The sequence below is a fragment of the Nocardia sp. NPDC005746 genome (assembly GCF_040630785.1).
Taxonomy (GTDB): Bacteria; Actinomycetota; Actinomycetes; order Mycobacteriales; family Mycobacteriaceae; genus Nocardia.
The window spans coordinates 53,299-69,259 of the sequence record NZ_JBEXYE010000007.1 but is presented as its reverse complement, the minus strand read 5'-3'; the positions used below and the strand labels follow the sequence as shown (position 1 = coordinate 69,259).

The window sequence follows — 15,961 nt, the reverse complement described above, 5'->3', positions numbered from 1 at the left end:
GTTCCTGTCTCGCGTTCAGGAGGCGGGGTGTACCCGCTGCCAGTGCTCGGCGATGTCGATGCGCCGGGCCAGCCACACCTTGTCGTGCGATCGCACGTAATCGACGAAGCGCTCCAACGCCTTCGCCCGCGCGGGCTTGCCCGCGATGCGGCAGTGCAGGCCGATCGAGAGCATCTTCGGCGCGCCCGCCTCGCCTTCGGCGTAGAGCACGTCGAAGGCGTCCTTCAGATAGGTGAAGAACTCCTCGCCGTTGGCGAATCCGGCGGGGGAGGAGAACCGCATGTCGTTGGTTTCGAGAGTGTACGGCAGCACCAGGTGGTCCCGGTCGCCGACCTTCACCCAGTAGGGCAGGTCGTCGGCGTAGGAGTCGGAGTCGTAGACGAATCCGCCGTGCTCCACCACCAGTTCGCGGGTCCGCGGCGAGTCGCGGCCGGTGTACCAGCCCTTGGGCGCCTCACCGAAGAGCTTGGTGATGATCCGCACCGCCTCGTCCAGATGCGCGCGCTCGGTCTCGACGTCGACGCTCTGGTAGGAGAGCCAGCGCAGGCCGTGCGAGCAGATGTCGTAACCGAGCCGCTTGAACGCCGCGACCGCTTCGGGGTTGCGTTCCAGCGCCCGTGCCACCCCGAAGATGGTCAGCGGCACGCCGCGGCTCTCGAACAGCCGCAGCACCCGCCACAGTCCGGCCCGCGAGCCGTACTCGTAGATGGTCTCCATCGACATGTGCCGGTCCGGGAACGACGCCGCCGGAACGATATCCGACAGGAACGTCTCCGAGCCCTCGTCGCCGTCGAGCACATTGTTCTCGCCGCCCTCCTCGTAGTTGAGGACGAAGTTGACGGCGATGTTCGCATTGCCAGGCCATTGCGGATGTGGCGGGTGGGGGCCGTAGCCGACCATGTCCCGCGGGTAGTTCAGGTCGAAATCGCTCATGCGCGTTCATTGTCCAGCTCGGCACGCAATCGTGCGCGGGCTCCGTCGGTGAGCGTGCCGTAGAGCCGCAACCGGGCCAGGCCGCCGTCGGGGTAGGCGTCCAGGCGGACCGAGAGCACCGGGTCGGCGGCGTCGATCAGGAAGCGGTGGCGGGTGTCGGGCTGCAAGCGGGTGCGCCCCAGCAGTTCGACCTCGGTGCCGTCGGCGCGGATGCCGGTGAGCGAGCCCGCGCCCGGGCTGTTGAACAGGAAGTACGAGGTGTCGATCTCGGCGGCGGTGATCACGCCTTCCTCGGCGAGCCGCACCAGCACCCAGTCGTTGGTGTTCTTGTCGCGGCGGCGCGCGGTCTCCCAGCCGTCGCCCATGCTGCGGGCGCGACCGGGCATGAGCACGTTCTGCGGGTGCGAGTAGAAGCGGTTCGAGCAGTCGACGACCAGGCCGCCGTTCTCGATCGCGGCCAGATCGAACGGGCCCGCTTCGAGCCAGGCCGGATCCGGCTTGGCGACGCCGTGCACGCGCAGGCGGGCGATGCCGCCGTCGGGGAACATGCGCAGGCGCACATGGGTGAAGCGCTGGGAGGAGTCGACCCCGAACGGGTTCTCCGAATCACCGTCGACCTTGGCACGGTCCACCAGGGTGGTCCAGCCCTCGGCGGCGACCAGCTCGTCGACCGACGGATGGCCCGGCACCGCGATGGCGTCCACCGACACCTCGGGCGGGTAGTTGCCCTTGAACCACGCGGTGTCCACCACGACGCCCTTGATCACGCCGGGGACGCCCAGTCGGATGATCGCGGTGTGGCAGGCGTCGATGGGCGGGTGGCCGCCGTCCTCGCCGCGCTGGCGCAGCGTCTCCCAGCCGTCGTAGACCTGGCCCTTGTGGCCGAAGGTGGCGGGGGAGTAGGTGGCCGCCTCGGGCCGGATCAGGTTCTCCCGCTCGGCGAAGGACTCGTCGTCGGCCCACAGCACGGCACCGCCCAGGGTGCGCACGGCCAGATCGGGAAGCAGCGTGAAATCAGCGTCGCTCATAGCGCCGGGATCTTCCTTTCTCGCAATTGATGCAATACCTCGACAGAGGCTTCGGGGGCGATCGCGATCACGTCGGCGGGATCGAAAGCGCCGCACTCCAGTCCGCGCAGCACCACTGTCGCCAGCGCCTGTGCGGTGGCCGGTTCGTCCATCACCGCGCCGCCCTGGCGGTCCAGGTAGCGGCCGATGCGCGGGGCGGCGATGCCCAGGCCCTCGCGGAAGAACGCGAAGGTGGCCAGCCAGCGGGTGACCAGGTGGCCCGCGCCCATGTCCCAGCCCTGGTAGTAGCCGCGCTCGAGCGAGCGGCTGACCAGGCGGAAGTGCCGCGACACCGCCGTGCGCACCTCGGCGTCGGTGCCGATGGGCAGCACCTGGGTGGAACCGTCGCACACCCATACGCCGGTGGTGGCCGCGGCGGCCTGCATGACCGCCTTGGCGTGGTCGGCGACCGGGTGCTCGAGCGACTGGAACTTGGGTGCGATCCCGCAGGCTGCGCTGTAATCGTAAGTGCCGTAGTGCAATCCGGTGCAGCGTCCGGCCGAGCGCTGGATCAGCTGGGCGACCGGGGAGGCGCCGTCGGCGGCGATGATGGCCTGCGGGCTCTCGATCTGCAGCTCGAACTTCAGCGATCCGGCGGCGAGGCCGTGCGCGGCTTCGACGGCCTCGCACAGGTCCACGGTGATGTCGGCCTGCTCGACGTGGCGGATCTTGGGGACGGTGAACACGAAGCCCTCGGGCACCCCGCCCGCGCCCTCGAGGACCTTCTCCAGGGTGCGCACGGCGCGCGCCCACTCCAGGGAGGTCAAGCCCTTCATGCGGATGCCGCGCGAGATGACCTCGGGGGCAAGGGCTTTCAGCACCGCACCGGCGTGCAGGGCGTCGCGGTCCTCGACCTCGTCGCCGCGGGTGCCGTAGCCGTCCTCGAAATCGAAACGCAGGTCCTGGATGGGCCGCTCGCGAAGAACCGAGAAGACCCGCTCGGTGACGTCGGCGCCGGCCAGCTCGACCAGCAGATCGCGCTGGGTCTCGGCGAGTTCGATGGCGGCCGCGCCCCACTGGCCGGGCAGATCGATCGAGGCGTCGGCGCCGGAGGCGTACGCGGTGTGCACCGGCTGTCCCGGGCGATCACCCGGATAGCGCCGCAGCAGCTCCGAATCCACGTCCCGCACACGGGATTCGATCCCGTTCAATGTCTCCGGTGGCACCCTCACGCACGGGCCTCCTTCTCCTCGATGCCGAAATCGGCGAGCAATCCCACATACCGCTTCGGCAGTGGGGCCGCGAATTCCCCGCGGCCGGACTTACGCAGCTTCATGGTGACCAGCGACTGCACGGTCAGCGTGGCGGCGGCGACGCCGTCGATGACGGGCACCCCGACCTCGTCGGTCAGGTACTCGCACAGATCCGCCATGCCCGCGCAGCCGAGCACGATGGCGTCGGAGCCGTCGGCGGCCACGGCGTCACGGCAGGCGTCGGCGATGACCTTGCGCGCCTTGGGATCCTCGAGTTCGAGCACCGGGATCTCACAGGCGTGCACGTTCGCGCAGAACCGTTCCATCCCATAGCGTTCGGCCAGATCCCAGGCCCGGCCAGCGGTGCGGCCCAGTGTGGTGACCACGCTGAACTTGCGCCCGAGATGGCTGGCGTACTGCATGGCGGCCTCGGCGATGCCGATCACCGGGCCGCGCGCGAGCTCGCGGGCGGCGTCCAGGCCCGGATCGCCGAAGCAGGCGATGATGTAGCCGTCCACGCCCTCGGCCTCGCCGCGCGCGATCTCGGCCAGCAGGCCCGGCACGGCCAGCGCCTCGTCGTAGTGGCTCTCGATGGAGGCCGGGCCCATGGTCGGGTTCACGCCCTCGACGAGGGTGCCGGGTGCGGCCACCAGCTTGGCGCTGGCCTCGATCAGGCTGGTCATGGCCGCGGTGGTATTGGGATTGATGACTCGAATGCGCATGGAAATCACCGGTTCTCGAAGGACGGGACGTGGCGGGAGGCGTCGATCTGCAGCGGTCCGCGCAACGCCAGCACGCGGTAGGCGACCAGGGCCAGGGCGCAGCCGATGAACCAGCTGTACTGGGCGGCGGTGTACATGCCGGGCACGTCGCCGGCGGTCAGCACCGGGATCACCGCCGCGATCGCGCCGAGCGCGGTGGCCACGATGGCGGCCGGGTTGTAGCCCTTGCGATACCAGTAGGTGCCCTGCTCGGACATGGTGAACAGCTCGTCGACGAACACCCGCTGGCGGCGCACCAGGTAGTAGTCGGCGATGAGCACGCCGAACAGCGGTCCGATGAACGCGCCCAGCACTTCCAGGGTGTAGTGGATGACGTCCGGGTTGTTGTACAGGTTCCAGGGGGTGATCAGCACCGACCCGACCGCGGCGATCATGCCGCCGGTGCGCCAGCTGATCTTCTGCGGGTTCACGTTCGAGAAGTCGAAGGCGGGGGAGATGAAGTTCGCGACGATATTGATGCCGATGGTCGCGACGGTGAAGGTGAGCGCGCCCAGCACGATCGCGAAGGTGTTGTCGATGCGCGCCACCGTGGCGACCGGATCGGTGATGAGCTCGCCGTACACCGGAATCGTCAGCGAGGCAGTCACCACGACCAGCAGCGAGAACACCAGGAAGTTGACCGGCAGGCCCAGGAAGTTGCCCTTCTTCACCGCCGCGAAACTGCGCCCGTAGCGGGAGAAGTCACCGAAGTTGAGCATCGGGCCCGAGAAGTACGACACCACCAGCGCGATCGCGCCCAGCATGACCGGCACCGCCGACCAGCCGGTGTGGGTGGCCGCCTTGCCCATGTTCAGGTCGATGCCGTGCCAGCCCGCCTTGTGGATCAGGTAGCCGCACAGCACGAACATGACCACGTAGACCGCGGGACCGCAGAAGTCGATGAACCTGCGGATGGACTCCATGCCGCGCCAGAACACCGCGGCCTGCAGCACCCACAGGATCAGGTAGGAGGACCAGCCCAGCGCGGACAGGCCCAGGAAGCCGTGGTCGGCCTCGACCGCGTAGGGGGCCAGGCCCGGAAAGAGCTTGATCAGCACCACATCCAGGGCCGCCGAGGCCAGGAAGGTCTGAATGCCGTACCAGGCCACCGCGATCAAGCCGCGGATGATGGCCGGGACGTTCGCGCCGAGCACACCGAAGGCGCTGCGACAGATCACCGGATACGGGACGCCGGTGGCCTGGCTGGGCTTGGCGACGAGGTTGCAGAGGCCGTACACGATGGTGATGCCGACGACCAGGGCGACGAGCACCTGCCAGCTGTGCAGCCCGAGCGCGAACAGCGAGCCCGCGGTGACGTACCCGCCGACGCTGTGCACGTCCGACATCCAGAACGCGAAGATGTTGTACGTGCCCCAGGTCTGCTTCCGCAGCGGCGCCAGGTCCTCGTTGACCAGCCGGGGGGCGTACGCGGGGGCGGGCGAGGCCGGGGGCTCCGGCGCGGGCGGGACCGGGGCGAGCGAACTCCCGGCCGCCGGCGCAACGGTATCGGGCATTTCGCACATCCCATCGTGTCGTGGTGTCCCGTTGATTGAGACGAGTGTGCGAAGGCTATCCAACAGGCATTGCCCGATTATTGCCTGAACGATATATGTTCCGTAACCCCTGGTTCAGGGCCTATATATCTTCTTCACCTGCTGGTTCGGCGAAAAGTCCGGTGTCCTTCGGGAGATGCGCGAGCACACCGTTCAATCGTGCATGATGCCCTTCGGTCGCCGCTAGCAACGCTTCAGCATCTCTTGCGAGGAAGGCTTGCAACTGCTTGGAGTGATCGGCGTGCAGCACCACGCGGTCCATCGTCGTCACGTGCACCATGGGCTGCACGGGCTCGGTGATGTTCCAGGCGTATTCCAGCATGTGCACCACCCGCGGCATACCCGACGGACGTACCAGCGCCAGATGGAAATTGCGGGTCTCGCGGTGATAGGCCACCGCGTTCTCGGTGAGTACCGCCTGCTCGAGGCGTGCGTGGATCTCGCGGGCCAACTGGTGGTCGGCCTCGGTCGCGTTGTGCACCGCCGCGGCCAGCGCCGCCGACTCCAGCCGCTCGCGCACCACGTACAGCTCGCGCAGCTCGTCAGCGGTCAGCAGGGTCACCTGGTACCCGAAGTTGGGCCGATGCTCGACCAGGCCCTCGCCGATCAGCGTCTGCAGCGACTCACGCACCGGAATCGCGCTCACCTCGAAGGAACGGGCCAGCTCGCCCAGGGGCAGGCCGGTGCCCGGAGGCAGGTTGCCCTCCAGGATCAGACGGCGCATCTCGCCGAGGATCTCCTGCTGGGAGTAGCCGCGACGGACGTCCAGCGGCGGGTTGAGCTGGGGCAAACGGGGTAGGCGGGCGCGAGAAGGCACGCCCCAACCCTAGACCGTCACCGCAAGCCCCCCGGTGTGGGTCAGATCTCGTCGGCGTCGTAGCCCAGCGCCTTGAGTGAAAGCCGGTGCAGCGTTTCCCGTTCCGCCGGGGACAGGCGGGCGAGCAGCACATCGGTCGCCGCGGCGATCCGCGCGTCGGTCTCGGCCCGCACCCGATTCCCGGCCGCGGTGATAGCCAAACGGTATTTCCGACGGTCCTCGGGATCGCGATTGCGGGTGACCAGTCCGGCCTTCTCGAGGCTGTCGATCAGCCGCACCACCTCGCTGCGGTCGATCTCGAGCACATTGGCCATCTCCTGCTGGGACGGTTCGGCGCGCTCGGCGAGGTAGGTGAGCACCCAGTGCTCGCGCAGCGGCGTCCCGAGTTCGGCGTGCATCGCCTTGTGCAGCTTGCCCAGGGCGTAGGTCGGGTGCCGCAGCAGCCCGGCGGGGTGGACGCCCGCGGCGGCGGATGGTTCGTCGGTCACTCGCCGATTCTATCTATTGTTGAGTAGCTCAATCATTGTTACTCTCTGCAATTGAGTTGCTCATCAACAATTGAAGGAGGGGTCCGATGACGCAAACGCGTTCGGACACCGGGACATCCATCGCCACCGACTCCGGCGCCACCCTCGCCGACTCCGGCCAGATCCCCGCGCATGTCTGGCGCACCGCCGGCGTGGTGGTGTTCGGCGCGGTCATGGGGATGCTCGACACCTCGCTGGTCAATATCGGGCTGCACACCATCGGCGCGGACCTCGGCGCGTCGCTGGCCACGATCCAGTGGGTCGCCAGCGGATACCTGCTGGCCCTGGGGGTTTCACTCACCGTCTGCGGCTGGCTCGCGCGGCGCGTCGGCGTCACCCGGCTCTGGCTCTGGGCGTTGATCGCGTTCACCCTCACCTCGACCGCGTGCGCCTTCGCGCCCGACGCGGGCTGGCTGATCGGGCTGCGCATCCTGCAAGGGCTCGCCGCCGGGCTGATGATCCCCGCCGGGCAGACCATCCTGGGCCAGGCTGCCGGGCCGCAGCGCATGGGCCGGGTCATGGGCGTGGTCGGCATCGCCGTCGTGGGCGCGCCCGCGATCGGGCCGACCATCGGCGGGCTCCTGCTGGCGCACTGGAGCTGGGAGTGGTTGTTCCTCATCAACATTCCGTTCGGCCTGATCGGGCTGGCACTGGGCCTGCGCTACCTGCCGCGCAGCAGCGGGACGGCCACGCGGCCGCTGGACGTGCTCGGGCTGGTGCTCGCGGGCGGCGGCGTGTCGGCGGTGGTCTACGGACTGTCCGAGGTCGGCGTGACCGGGTCGGTGACCTCGCTGTCGGTGTGGCTGCCGGTGCTGCTCGGCCTGGCCGGGCTGGCCGGATTCCTGGTGCGCGCGCTGCGGAACACGCTGCCGCTGCTCGACATCCGGTTGTTCGGCAACCCCGGCTTCAGCGCGGCCACCAGCGCCGGGTTCTTCGCCGGGGGCGCCATGTTCGGCGTGATGGTGTTGCTGCCGTTGTACTTCCAGGAACTGCACGGCACCGGGCTGGTCCGCACCGGCGTGAGCCTGCTCGGCTTCGGGCTGGGCGGGGTCATCATGCTGCCCCTGGGTGGCAGGCTGACCGACCGCTTCGGCGGCGGCAGCGTCGCGGTGCTCGGCAACCTGGCCGTGGCCGCCACCGTGCTGCCGCTGGCCTTCCTGCCGGTCGACGCCAACGGATTCCTCGTCCAATCACTGCTGTTCGCGGCGGGATTGGCGACCGCGGTGGGCGCGATGCCACTGGTGTCCGCGGCCTACGCGGCGGTCCGGCGCGAGCAGTTGCCCGACGCCACGGCGCTGGTCAACATCATGCAGCGGGTCGGCGGCGCGGTCGGGGTCGCACTGGTGGCCGTGATCCTGTCCCGCGCAGCGGCTTCGGGGTGGTCACCGGTGTCCGGCTACCACCTCGCCTTCGCCGGGCTCGCCGCCCTCTCGGTGGTCGCGGCGGTGGCCTCGACCGTCCTGCGCCGTCGGCAGCGGGTGACCGCCTAGACACGATGCTCGCCCGCGGCCGGGGTGCTCGCGGGCGCGACATCGCGTGACGGGGCAACTGTCAGGCGCTGGGTATCCTCGCCACGAATCAGCGAGATATCCCGCGCCACACCCGGTTCCGGAAGGCCGTGACCGCGATGGACTGGACACGGCGTCGATCAGCGGCGCGAACCTTCGCATCGATGGCGGCGCGATCCCGACCGTCGACTGAGCGCACTCAGGACGAGGCCCACGCCAGGAGCTTGTCCACCGGCCAGGTATTGATGATCCGGTCGGCGGGGACGCCGTTGTCGAGGGCGCGTTGCGCGCCGTAGCCGAGGAAGTCGAGCTGGCCGGGCGCGTGGGCGTCGGTGTCGATGGAGAAGTGGCAGCCGAGTTCGAGGGCCTGTTTCAGCAGGCGGGTCGGTGGGTCGCGGCGTTCGGGGCGCGAGTTGATCTCGACCGCGACCCCGTGGTCGCGGCAGGCCGAGAAGACCTGCGCGGCATCGAAACTCGACTCGGGCCGGGTGCCGCGATTGCCCTCGACCAGGCGGCCGGTGCAGTGGCCGAGCACGGTGGCGCGGCCGCCCGAGACCGCGCGCACCATACGGCGGGTCATGGCGGCGGCGTCCATCTTCAGCTTGGAATGGACGCTGGCGACCACGATGTCGAGGCGTTCGAGGAGTTCGGGCTCCTGATCGAGGCTGCCGTCGTCGAGGATGTCGACCTCGATGCCGGTCAGGATGACCATGGGGGAGAAGCGGTCCCGCAGTTCGTCGATCACCTCGAGCTGCTGCCGCAACCGGTCCGGCGAGAGGCCGTTGGCCACCGTCAGCCGCGGGGAATGATCGGTCAACGCGCAGTATTCGTGGCCCAGGGCCTGCGCGGTGGCCATCATCTCCACGATCGACGCCGACCCGTCGGACCAGTTCGAGTGCACGTGCAGATCGCCCTTGAGCGCGGCCCGCAGCTCACCGCCGCCGAGATCCTTGGCCGCGGTGCGCAATTGGATCAGCGTGTCCGGCTCGCGACCGGCCCACGCCTGCGCGATCACCGCTGCCGTCTTGGGTCCTACCCCGGCCAGGGACTGCCAATCTCCGGTGCGGCCGAGCCGCTCCCGCTCCGCGTCGTCGAGGGCCTCGACGATGTCGGCGGCATTGCGGTAGGCCATCACCCGCCGCGAATCCTCGCGGGCCCGGTCCTTGAAGAACGCGATCATGCGGAGCGCGACGACAGGATCCATGGCTACCAGTGTGCCCGCCGCGCGACCGCACGGTGTGTACTCGGCGCGCCCGTGCTCAGTCCGCCCGCAGCGTCCGCCGCAGCAGCACCGCCGACCCGGCCGCCACGATCACGCCGCCGACGACCAGGAATCCCGTGATCGAATCGCGCAGGGAGCGTTGCTCGTCGTAGCTCCGCACCACCGGGCGGCCCTTGCTCGTCTCATGGCAGACCTGACCGATGTTCATGGAGTGACCGTCACATTCCACGGGCAGCGACAGCCGGAACAATCCGATCAGTATCAGGGCCAGGCCCACGACGACCCCTATGGTGTGGGCGATCTTCATCAGGCCTCCGCAAGCGTCGAGGGCGTCGTGGCCAGACGCATCCAGGTGCCGTAGAGCCACCGCTGGTAACCGTCCGCATCCAGGCCGAGGGTGCTGACCATGAGGTTATAGGTGTCGGCCTGGGCGAGCGGGCCGACCGTTCCGATGATCCAGTCGAGATCCGCCTCGGGATGCAGCAGTCCGTCGGCGCGCATGCGCTGCCACAGCTCGGCGACATGCTGCTGGGTGGCGGCGCGTCCGGCCCGGGCGGCCTCGGCGATGACCGGTTCGTTGGCCTCGGCGGCGACGGCGGCCGCGATGAGCGGCGCCGCGCGTTCCATGAGCTGCCGCGCGCCCTGGGCGTAGGCGGTGACGCGTTCGCGCAGGGTGGGCGCTGTCCCGGCCCGGATGTGCCAGTCGCGGTGGGCCAGGTCGACGTCCTCGGTGTCGCCGACGATAGCCACGTCGATGGTGCGTTTGAGCAGTTCGGCCTTGGAGCCGAAGCGCAGGTAGACCGTGCGCGAACCCACCTCGGCGGCATCGGCGACCGCGGCCAGCGAGGTCGCCGCGTAGCCGTCGGCGATGAACAGCCGCCGGGCCGCGTCGAGGATCTTGCGCTCGGTCTCGGCCTTGCGGGCATCCCACAGCGGGGACGACTTCTTGACACCCGAACTCAACTGCTGCATCCTAACTGCATCACTACAGTGATACTGCATAAATACATCGATACTGCAAAGGATAGCAGCGATGATCCCCACACTCGCCGGGGTGCATCACCTCAAAGTTCCCGTGTCGGATCTGGCACGGTCCATCGATTGGTACTGCAGCCGCCTCGGCTACACCGTCGGCCTCGAATTCCAGGAGCAGGGCGTCCTGAGGGGTGCCGTCCTGCACCACGCCGCCGGCGGACCGATGCTCGGCCTGCGCCTGCATCCCGAAATGGCCGCCGCCTCCGCGGGATTCGACTTCTTCTCGATCGGCGTCCCGGATCGAGCGGCCCTGGAAACGCTGGCACGGCATTTGAACGGCCTCGGTGAATCCCATGCCGGGGTGCACCGCGCCAGCCTCGGCTGGATCCTGCCCGAACTCCGCGACCCCGACGGTCACGAAGTCCGCTTCTACTCCATGGAATCCCACACCGAACTCGGCGACGAACCCGTCACCATCGACAATCCACGCGCGACCGCGGAAGCCAAGGAACGCGAGATCGCCCTGCAGGGCAACGAGATTCAGTGATTCGATCGGTACGCGTCACGGGCGGCCCGCGTCGTGGAGGTACGAACGCAGGACCGCCCGCGCGTGCCGGCGCATCGGCTCCTCGACGCGGGTGCCCCGGGTGGCCAGGATCCGGCGGACGCGGGCCCGGAACTCGGGCGCGCTGAGCCCGAGCGTGGTGAGGATCTCCCCGGCGGGCGGGCCGCCGAACGGCTGCCAGACCAGGGCGAGATCGATGAGCGCCTGCTCGTCGGGCTCATCGATCACACCGGGGTCAGGCCGATATCTGTGCAGCCGTCGCGCAATCCGTCGAGACCGAAGGCCTCGATCGGGCCGACGATGCCCGCGGTGCGCCCCGCACCGGACGCGAGTTGCTCTGCGGCCCAGGCGATCAGCTCGCCGGTGAGGGTGTAGATGCTCGGACCTTCGAGATGGACCTCGCCCAGCGGGCCGCTCGGGCCCGTGGCGACCGCGACCACATGGGAGCGGGTGCGCTCGCGTTCGGCGGCGTCGGGTCCGCCGGGCGGGCCGATCACCGGCCGCGTGGAGGCATCGATCAGCGTGCGGCCCAAGGGGACTCGAGTCGCCACGGCGGCGAACCTCGACAACAGTGTGGCCGCCCGGCTCAACGCCGGGAACCAGCCGTTGTAGACACTGACGTCCTCGACGGTCGGGAAGGCGGCGGGCAGGTGCAGCACCTCGGTGCCCGAGACCAGAAAGGCGTTCTTGCGACGACCTCGCACCGGGAAGGCATGCACCAGGGATGCCGTGCGTTCCTCCACCAGAACTCCCCGCAGTCGTCGCGCCGAGGGCAACGTCACGCCGTCGCGCATGGTGGTGCGGGTGCCCTGGCTCAGACCCCGCCACAGTGGGCCGGTCGCGAAGTAGCCGATATCGATCGACCGCACGGCGGTCCCGCCTTCGAGCGCGGCCAGCGCCCCGGCGAGCACGCCCGGCACATAGTCGTAGCCGAAGGCGGGCAACATGATCGAGCCGTTGGTCCGCGCGACGCCGTTCAATCGGCCCTGCAACTCGCGGACGAAACCGACCTCGCCGGTGGAATCGATGTAGTGGGCTCCGGCCAGTGCGGCGGCCTCCGCGACCGGGTAGCCGAACCGTTCGAAGGGGCCGACGGTCGTGATGAGCACATCGCCCGGGCTCAGCAGCACGGTGATGCTCGCGGTGTCGGAGGCGTCGGCGACCGCGAATTCCAGGCCGCCCGCCTGTTCGGCGAGCGCCTGCACGGCCGCGCGATGGCGCCCGGCCAGAACCGGTTCGATGCCGCGGCGCAGCAGTGCGTGCAACACCAGGTCGCCGGTGTAGCCCGTCGCGCCCAGCAGCACGATGCGTCCGGTCACGGGGTGTCTCCTTCCGGTGTGATCGGGACATGGCGGCGCAGGAAGGCGAGCTGATCGGTGATCACCCGCTCGAAGGCCGCACCGCGATAGATGTCGAAATGACCGTCCGTGTAGGTGCGGACCTCACCGCGCGGTGCCCGCGCGGCGTAGCGCAGGGTGGGTTTCGCCGGTGCGACGGAATCGGTTTCGCACACCGAGAACAGGATCGGCACCCGGATGCGGCCGGTGTGGCGGCCGGGCCGATCGGTGAGGATGTCGAACACCACCCGGGCCGCGGCCTCGTTGCGGAAGTCGGCGCCGGGCGGAACCAGTGCCAGATAACCGGATTCGGCGTCGGGCGCGGTCATCAGCGCGGTGCCGTTCACGGGCCCGGCGGTGGTGATCATGTGCGGTTCGCGGCCGAGCAGCATGGCCGCGACATCGCGCACGCCCGCGGCGGTGGCCTTGACCGAATTGATCGGCGAGACCGCGAGGGTGGAGGCGATGCCGTCGGTGAAGGGGCACTGCGCGATCGCCGCGACCAGTCCGGCCGGGCGTTTCGCGGCGGTGTGAATGACATGCCCGCCGCCGAAGGACGTGCCCCAGGCGATGATCCGGGCATTGTCGACCTGGGGCAGGTGCCGGGCGAACGACAGTGCGGCGATCCAGTCCGCGCGCTGTTCACGGGTCGAGAGCAGATAGCGGGGTGCGCCGTCGCTGTCGCCGAAGTGGCGGTAGTCGAACACCAGGCAGGCGTACCCGGCGGCGGTGAACCGCTCGGCATAGGCGCCCAGGCCCATGGCGCGGATCGCGCCGAGTCCGTGCGCCATCACCATCACCGGCGGGCGGGTGCCCGGGCGAGGCTCGGGCAGGTAGAGGGTCGCGGCGCAGTGGTCGCCGTTTCGGGAGGGGAAGCGCACGTCGTATGTGGTTGCGCCCGTGTGGTTTCCGCTCATCGCGCGACCACCTCGGCGGCGCGGCGGGCGGGGTGGTCGGCGGCCGACAGCCCGGCGGGCCGGCGGGCGCCGCGTTCACGCTCCAGGCGCAGATCGCGCATGTAGTCGTCGAAGTCGACCTGGATGGTGTGCCGTTTGGAGGCGACGTAGCGGCGCTGGATGCCGCGCCGGTGCGCGGCGATCTCACTGTCCATGTCGGCGGCGCTGGGCAGGTGGTACCGGCCCTGGAGGTGGTCGGCGATCAGCTGGGCCTGGCGTTCGGCGATCGGCATGATCGCGCCCAGCGGCTGCACCAGGCCGACGAAGTACAGGCCCGGCACCTCGGGATGGAACACGCGCCGGTACAGGCGGATTCGATTGTCACCGGACGGGTCGAGGAAGTCGTGGTCGAAGAACGGGAAGCTGATCTTGTAGCCGGTGCAGAACACCACCAGGTCGGCGGCCACCCGGCGGCCGTCGGTGAACACCACCTCGTCGCCGTCGAAGTGATCGATGTTCGGGACCGGCGTGATCGCGCCGTGCGCCAGCCGGTCGAGGATACGGCTGGACATGGTCGGATGCGCCTGGGCGAACTTGTGATCGGGCTCGGGCAGCCCGTAGCGGGACATCGGCCCGGTGGCCGCGGCCATCAGCCTGCGCGCGAACGGCCAGCGCAGGAACGACGGGAACCGCTCGGCGGCCCCGAGGCGGTCGTAGGGGCGGCCCCAGACGTACTTCGGGATCACGTGCACGCCGCTGCGGGCCGAAAGATAGGTCTGCTCGGCGTGATACGAGGCGTCCACCGCGATGTCCATGGCGGAGTTGCCCATCCCGAGCACCACCACCCGCTTCCCGGTCAGCTGCGCTTCCTCGGTGTAGGCGTGCGAGTGCATCAGCTGCCCGCGGAACTCGCCCGCGCCGGGGAACATCGGTTCGGGCAGGCGGGGATCCCAGTGGTGACCGTTGGCGACCAGCACCGCGTCGTAGCGCAGGGTTTCGCCGGTCGAGATCGTCACGTCGAAGCCGTGGTCGGCGCGCGGCGCGACGTGCAGGACGCCGGTGCGGAACCGGATCCGGTCGGCGAAGTCGAAATGCCGCACGTACGAGTCGAAGTAGTCGGCGATCTGATCGTGGCGCGCGAAGTCGGGCAGATGCGCGGGCATGGGGAAGTCGCTGAACTCCATGCGCTGACGCGAGGTGTTGATGTGCAGCGACTTGTAGGCCGCGGACACCCCGTTGGTATTGCCGAACACCCAGTTGCCGCCGACCCGGTCGGACAGCTCGTAACAGTGCACGTCGAGGCCGCGTTCGGCGAGCACCTTCACCGCCGCGATACCTGCCGACCCCGCGCCGATGACGCAGACCTTCGGACTCGAATTGATGGACATCGATCGGACTCCTTTATGACCAGTGGTCATATGACCACTGGTCACTGTAGGATCGAAACGGTCACGACGTCAATAGGCCGCAGGTAGTCAGAGGAGATCGGTGATGCCGACAGGGACATGGGATCGGCTGCCCGCGCCGCGTCGCGCCGCCGTGGTGGCCGCGGCCGAGGCCGAGTTCGCCGCGCGCGGATTCAGCGGCGGCAGCCTGAACACCATCTGCAAGGAGGCCGGCGTCTCCAAGGGCAGCCTGTTCCAGTACTTCACCGACAAGGCCGACATGTACGTCTACCTGGCCGAACTGTCGAGTGAGCGGATCCGCGCCAGCATGGAGGCGGTGGTGCGCGAATTGCGCTGGGACACCGACTTCTTCGGTTCCTTCGAAGCCCTGCTCGAGGCGTGGGTGCGCTACTTCTACGACCACCCGCTCGAACGCGCCATGACCGCCGCGGCCAACCTCGAGCCGGACCCCGTCGCCCGCACCGCCGTCCGTGAATCGGTCAACGTCCACTACCTCGCGGTCCTGCGTCCCCTCTTCGACGCCGGGGTCGCCACCGGCGCACTGCGCCCCGAAACCGACACCGAGGCGCTGCTGGCCCTGCTCCTACTGCTGCTGCCGCAGATCGCCCTCGCCCCGCACGTCCAGGGCCTCGACCCGGTGCTCGGCCTCGCCGAGGGCGATGCCGACCACGCCGTCGCCACCGCCCTGCGTCTGGTCCACGTCGTGGTCGACCCCTATCGCGGCCAGGGATCGTAGGCTCGCACCGTGCCCACACTGCTGATCGTTCACCACACTCCGTCGCCGTTCATGCAGGAGATGTTCGAGGCGGTGCTGGCGGGCGCGACCGATCCGGAGATCGAGGGCGTCGAGGTGATCCGCCGCCCCGCGCTCGGCGTCACCGCCAGCGATGTCCTCGCCGCCGACGGCTATCTCCTCGGCACCCCGGCCAACCTCGGCTACATGAGCGGGGCGCTCAAACACGCCTTCGACACCTTCTACTACCCGTGCCTGGATTCGACCAAGGGTCGCCCGTATGGGCTCTACATCCACGGCAACCAGGGCACCGAGGGCGCGGAACGCAGCGTCGAGAGCGCGACCACCGGGCTGGGGTGGGAGAAAGCGGCCGCGCCGGTGATCATTTCGGGCAAGCCCGAGAAGTCCGATATCGAGCGGTGCTGGGAGCTGGGCGCGACCGTCGCGGCGCGATTGATGGAGTGAGAC

At 69.2% G+C, this 15,961-nt stretch carries 18 protein-coding genes; 4 read left to right on the top strand and 14 right to left on the bottom strand.

What is annotated here, in order from left to right; genetic code table 11:
* Window positions 1-15 precede the first annotated feature (15 nt).
* The 7 genes from puuE to ABZ412_RS15335 form a co-directional block, all read right to left on the bottom strand.
* Complete coding sequence (puuE, locus tag ABZ412_RS15365; RefSeq protein ID WP_357281057.1) at window positions 16-933, bottom strand: allantoinase PuuE; 918 nt, start codon at window positions 931-933, stop codon at window positions 16-18.
* Window positions 930-1,961 carry an allantoicase gene (alc, locus tag ABZ412_RS15360; RefSeq protein WP_357281054.1) on the bottom strand — a complete coding sequence of 344 codons (1,032 nt, stop codon included), beginning with the start codon at window positions 1,959-1,961 and terminating at the stop codon, window positions 930-932. The genes puuE and alc overlap by 4 nt, the downstream gene beginning before the upstream one ends.
* Complete coding sequence (locus ABZ412_RS15355) at window positions 1,958-3,172, bottom strand: aldolase (RefSeq protein WP_357281052.1); 1,215 nt, start codon at window positions 3,170-3,172, stop codon at window positions 1,958-1,960. Before ABZ412_RS15355 ends, alc begins: the two co-directional genes overlap by 4 nt.
* The gene (locus tag ABZ412_RS15350; protein WP_357281049.1) at window positions 3,169-3,915 is read right to left on the bottom strand and encodes an aspartate/glutamate racemase family protein; all 747 of its coding nucleotides are present in this window, start codon (window positions 3,913-3,915) and stop codon (window positions 3,169-3,171) included. The genes ABZ412_RS15355 and ABZ412_RS15350 overlap by 4 nt, the downstream gene beginning before the upstream one ends.
* A 5-nt stretch (window positions 3,916-3,920) precedes the next feature.
* Window positions 3,921-5,468: an NCS1 family nucleobase:cation symporter-1 gene (locus ABZ412_RS15345; RefSeq protein ID WP_357281047.1), complete on the bottom strand. Its 1,548-nt coding sequence runs from the start codon at window positions 5,466-5,468 to the stop codon at window positions 3,921-3,923.
* A gap of 121 nt (window positions 5,469-5,589) precedes the next feature.
* Entirely contained in the window at window positions 5,590-6,297 is a 708-nt protein-coding gene (locus ABZ412_RS15340; protein WP_357281625.1) for a GntR family transcriptional regulator, read from the bottom strand.
* A 68-nt stretch (window positions 6,298-6,365) separates the two neighbouring features.
* Window positions 6,366-6,812 carry a MarR family transcriptional regulator gene (locus ABZ412_RS15335; protein WP_357281045.1) on the bottom strand — a complete coding sequence of 149 codons (447 nt, stop codon included), beginning with the start codon at window positions 6,810-6,812 and terminating at the stop codon, window positions 6,366-6,368.
* Window positions 6,813-6,898: 86 nt separating this feature from the next.
* Between ABZ412_RS15335 and ABZ412_RS15330 the strand changes: the two genes are divergently transcribed.
* Entirely contained in the window at window positions 6,899-8,341 is a 1,443-nt protein-coding gene (locus tag ABZ412_RS15330; RefSeq protein ID WP_357281042.1) for a DHA2 family efflux MFS transporter permease subunit, read from the top strand.
* Between the two features lie 217 nt (window positions 8,342-8,558).
* Here the strand turns inward: ABZ412_RS15330 and ABZ412_RS15325 are convergent, their stop codons facing one another.
* The 3 genes from ABZ412_RS15325 to ABZ412_RS15315 are packed head-to-tail and all read right to left on the bottom strand — an operon-like array spanning window position 8,559 to window position 10,544.
* A complete protein-coding gene (locus tag ABZ412_RS15325) occupies window positions 8,559-9,563 on the bottom strand; it encodes a PHP domain-containing protein (RefSeq protein WP_357281039.1) in 1,005 nt (334 codons plus the stop codon).
* 55 nt (window positions 9,564-9,618) lie between these two features.
* Window positions 9,619-9,888: a hypothetical protein gene (locus ABZ412_RS15320; protein WP_357281036.1), complete on the bottom strand. Its 270-nt coding sequence runs from the start codon at window positions 9,886-9,888 to the stop codon at window positions 9,619-9,621.
* The gene (locus ABZ412_RS15315) at window positions 9,888-10,544 is read right to left on the bottom strand and encodes a helix-turn-helix domain-containing protein (protein ID WP_357281033.1); all 657 of its coding nucleotides are present in this window, start codon (window positions 10,542-10,544) and stop codon (window positions 9,888-9,890) included. The genes ABZ412_RS15320 and ABZ412_RS15315 overlap by 1 nt, the downstream gene beginning before the upstream one ends.
* 70 nt (window positions 10,545-10,614) lie before the next feature.
* On the opposite strand from ABZ412_RS15315, the gene ABZ412_RS15310 reads away from it, so the two are divergent.
* Window positions 10,615-11,103: a VOC family protein gene (locus tag ABZ412_RS15310; protein WP_357281031.1), complete on the top strand. Its 489-nt coding sequence runs from the start codon at window positions 10,615-10,617 to the stop codon at window positions 11,101-11,103.
* 15 nt (window positions 11,104-11,118) lie between these two features.
* Here ABZ412_RS15310 and ABZ412_RS15305 read toward each other — a convergent pair whose 3' ends face one another.
* Genes ABZ412_RS15305 through ABZ412_RS15290 form a run of 4 tightly spaced genes read right to left on the bottom strand, consistent with a single transcriptional unit; the run spans window position 11,119 to window position 14,742 of the window.
* Window positions 11,119-11,349, bottom strand: a complete 231-nt coding sequence (locus ABZ412_RS15305; RefSeq protein ID WP_357281029.1) for a hypothetical protein — start codon at window positions 11,347-11,349, stop codon at window positions 11,119-11,121.
* On the bottom strand, window positions 11,346-12,440 hold the full coding sequence (locus ABZ412_RS15300) for a saccharopine dehydrogenase NADP-binding domain-containing protein (protein WP_357281027.1): 1,095 nt from the start codon (window positions 12,438-12,440) through the stop codon (window positions 11,346-11,348). The genes ABZ412_RS15305 and ABZ412_RS15300 overlap by 4 nt, the downstream gene beginning before the upstream one ends.
* A complete protein-coding gene (locus ABZ412_RS15295) occupies window positions 12,437-13,375 on the bottom strand; it encodes an alpha/beta fold hydrolase (protein WP_357281024.1) in 939 nt (312 codons plus the stop codon). Before ABZ412_RS15295 ends, ABZ412_RS15300 begins: the two co-directional genes overlap by 4 nt.
* Window positions 13,372-14,742 (bottom strand): NAD(P)-binding domain-containing protein, encoded by a 1,371-nt coding sequence (locus ABZ412_RS15290; protein WP_357281021.1) that lies wholly within the window; start codon window positions 14,740-14,742, stop codon window positions 13,372-13,374. Before ABZ412_RS15290 ends, ABZ412_RS15295 begins: the two co-directional genes overlap by 4 nt.
* Window positions 14,743-14,845: 103 nt before the next feature.
* Between ABZ412_RS15290 and ABZ412_RS15285 the strand changes: the two genes are divergently transcribed.
* Both ABZ412_RS15285 and ABZ412_RS15280 read left to right on the top strand, forming a co-directional pair.
* Complete coding sequence (locus ABZ412_RS15285; RefSeq protein WP_357281019.1) at window positions 14,846-15,496, top strand: TetR/AcrR family transcriptional regulator; 651 nt, start codon at window positions 14,846-14,848, stop codon at window positions 15,494-15,496.
* A gap of 9 nt (window positions 15,497-15,505) precedes the next feature.
* A complete protein-coding gene (locus ABZ412_RS15280) occupies window positions 15,506-15,958 on the top strand; it encodes a flavodoxin family protein (protein ID WP_357281016.1) in 453 nt (150 codons plus the stop codon).
* Window positions 15,959-15,961 lie beyond the last annotated feature (3 nt).

Bases quoted from the DNA above. Each gene is read 5' to 3' on its own strand.
- puuE (WP_357281057.1), bottom strand. From the start codon at position 933: ATGAGCGATTTCGACCTGAACTACCCGCGGGACATGGTCGGCTACGGC.
- alc (WP_357281054.1), bottom strand. From the start codon at position 1,961: ATGAGCGACGCTGATTTCACGCTGCTTCCCGATCTGGCCGTGCGCACC.
- ABZ412_RS15350 (WP_357281049.1), bottom strand. From the start codon at position 3,915: ATGCGCATTCGAGTCATCAATCCCAATACCACCGCGGCCATGACCAGC.
- ABZ412_RS15345 (WP_357281047.1), bottom strand. From the start codon at position 5,468: ATGCCCGATACCGTTGCGCCGGCGGCCGGGAGTTCGCTCGCCCCGGTC.
- ABZ412_RS15330 (WP_357281042.1), top strand. From the start codon at position 6,899: ATGACGCAAACGCGTTCGGACACCGGGACATCCATCGCCACCGACTCC.
- ABZ412_RS15325 (WP_357281039.1), bottom strand. From the start codon at position 9,563: ATGGATCCTGTCGTCGCGCTCCGCATGATCGCGTTCTTCAAGGACCGG.
- ABZ412_RS15320 (WP_357281036.1), bottom strand. From the start codon at position 9,888: ATGAAGATCGCCCACACCATAGGGGTCGTCGTGGGCCTGGCCCTGATA.
- ABZ412_RS15310 (WP_357281031.1), top strand. From the start codon at position 10,615: ATGATCCCCACACTCGCCGGGGTGCATCACCTCAAAGTTCCCGTGTCG.
- ABZ412_RS15295 (WP_357281024.1), bottom strand. From the start codon at position 13,375: ATGAGCGGAAACCACACGGGCGCAACCACATACGACGTGCGCTTCCCC.
- ABZ412_RS15290 (WP_357281021.1), bottom strand. From the start codon at position 14,742: ATGTCCATCAATTCGAGTCCGAAGGTCTGCGTCATCGGCGCGGGGTCG.
- ABZ412_RS15285 (WP_357281019.1), top strand. From the start codon at position 14,846: ATGCCGACAGGGACATGGGATCGGCTGCCCGCGCCGCGTCGCGCCGCC.